Here is a 1,799-nt window from a genome sequence, read left to right on the forward strand (position 1 = left end):
CACCGTAGCGAGAATTAGGCTTTGGTAATAACTAAAGTCAATCTGTCAGCAGAATCTCAGTGGCTTTAGCCCTGAGATCGTCAAAAATCTAGCCGTTTTTGTGCGTAAAAATCCAAGCATTACCGCTAGCTTTGGCAATTAAATCATCATCGGGATAATTAGCCCAATCACCATCAGTGCGTGAAGCGAAGCTATCCCGAAGGGAATCGCCAATTTCGAGATAAACAACATCTGCATTAGAGTGGTTGACTAAATGATTCCCATCTGCGTCCCCCGCCGGAAAACCCGCCGCCATAGCCGGTTTCAGCACTTGCTCTCCCGAATTTGTAATCAGAGTAACTTCCCCTTACAGAACATAGATTAACTCATCTTGCCGGCTGTGCCAATGCCTGAGAGCAGAACAAGTTCCCGGCCCAAGTCTAACCAGATTTACCCCGAAATTTTGCAATCCAGCAGCATCGCCCAAGCGTTTTTCAACTCTCCCCAAAACAGCAGCGTTGAATTGCTCAGGGTACTTGGAATCGGTAACTTACGGCACATTTTTAGGAGCGATAATCATATATTCTAACCCTCCCATCTATTCTTACAAACTACTCAAATCCGAGCTTACTTTTTCGGAATTCCAATAGCTCTTAATGCAATACCGGATAATCCAGGTACTGTATCATCCTAATCTACTTTTCCGCGATAGCTTCGCAAGTACCTCAAATTTTATGCTATTTTCTTGCGAGTGCGATCGGCACTGACAGCGAATTGTTGCTGAACGTATCGATGAGCTTCTCCTGTCTTTGGAATAGAAAGTCCTTGGCTATCCCGTAAATAGTTTCGCGCTTGAATGAAAGCTGCATAGTAGGATCTAATGATAAGCTATTGCACATTTAAACTGTGATACAAGCATTACCATTGTTTTTGATTATTAGCTCCCCTTTAATTATTACTTGTCCTTCAATTGAAAAGCTATGCAATAAATACTCTAGCTCTTCAATTGATGTAAAAAATCGATGGAAATATATTTTTTTCTCGAATGCCATACTAATTTAATTAAGTTATGGTCGGGGCTGTATTCGGAGATAATAGAATCGGTAGTGCCCTGAAGGAAAGGATCAAGATGATAAAACAAAACCGAATTCAAAAAAAAGTAGGTATCTAGAGTTGTAAACTAGCATTATAATGATGTAGAAAACTCCAAATTGCAGCAATATGATTTTCCAATTTTTTAGAGAATGATAAGCTTTTTCTCACCAACCCTTGATACTCGTTGTCGAATGGTGCAGTTAAATCGCTCGATATAGCTGGTACAACCACTATCGAGAGTCTAAACTATAATGACGTTTACTGGGCAATACAGAATCATAAGCACTCCAATGGTCAGTATAAACTACAGCACATTGACGGTAAACAGGTGGCATGGAATTCCATAAGGCACTCTTCTGATACTGCGCTACGATCTCCAATATGTACACCAACAATTTCCCTAGTCTGGGCATCCAATGCAAGCCAGACCCACTGCTGATTGCCTTTATTGTCCACAAACGACCATAACTCATCCATCTGAACATTCAGGCGCTTTTTTGGCTTGGAACTCACCTCCACTTGCTTCTTAACAACAAAAGCTCGGGCATTTACGTAGCGCTGCACTGTATCTTCTGACACTTGTAATAACTGAGCAATTCCGGCTTGAGAAATACGTTCAAGTAGCATCCGCTGCATTAACTCCTGTTGGCTCTCCTGAGTTTGTGGTGTAAAATGTACCTACTAATACATTTACCGTTATGAGCTTCCATCTAGACTATCTATTA

Annotated in this window: 2 protein-coding genes; both read right to left on the reverse strand. The window is 41.1% G+C overall.

The features are described 5' to 3' along the window. Positions 1 to 88: 88 nt before the first annotated feature. On the reverse strand, positions 89 to 310 hold the full coding sequence (locus tag QUA36_RS31135; protein WP_333168631.1) for a hypothetical protein: 222 nt from the start codon (positions 308 to 310) through the stop codon (positions 89 to 91). 1,058 nt (positions 311 to 1,368) lie between these two features. Next, a complete protein-coding gene (locus tag QUA36_RS31145; RefSeq protein ID WP_333460155.1) occupies positions 1,369 to 1,701 on the reverse strand; it encodes an IS1 family transposase in 333 nt (110 codons plus the stop codon). Positions 1,702 to 1,799 lie beyond the last annotated feature (98 nt).

This window comes from Microcoleus sp. Pol10D4, assembly GCF_036701555.1.
Taxonomy (GTDB): domain Bacteria; phylum Cyanobacteriota; class Cyanobacteriia; order Cyanobacteriales; family Microcoleaceae; genus Microcoleus.

Bases quoted from the DNA above. Each gene is read 5' to 3' on its own strand.
- QUA36_RS31145 (WP_333460155.1), bottom strand. From the start codon at position 1,701: ATGCTACTTGAACGTATTTCTCAAGCCGGAATTGCTCAGTTATTACAA.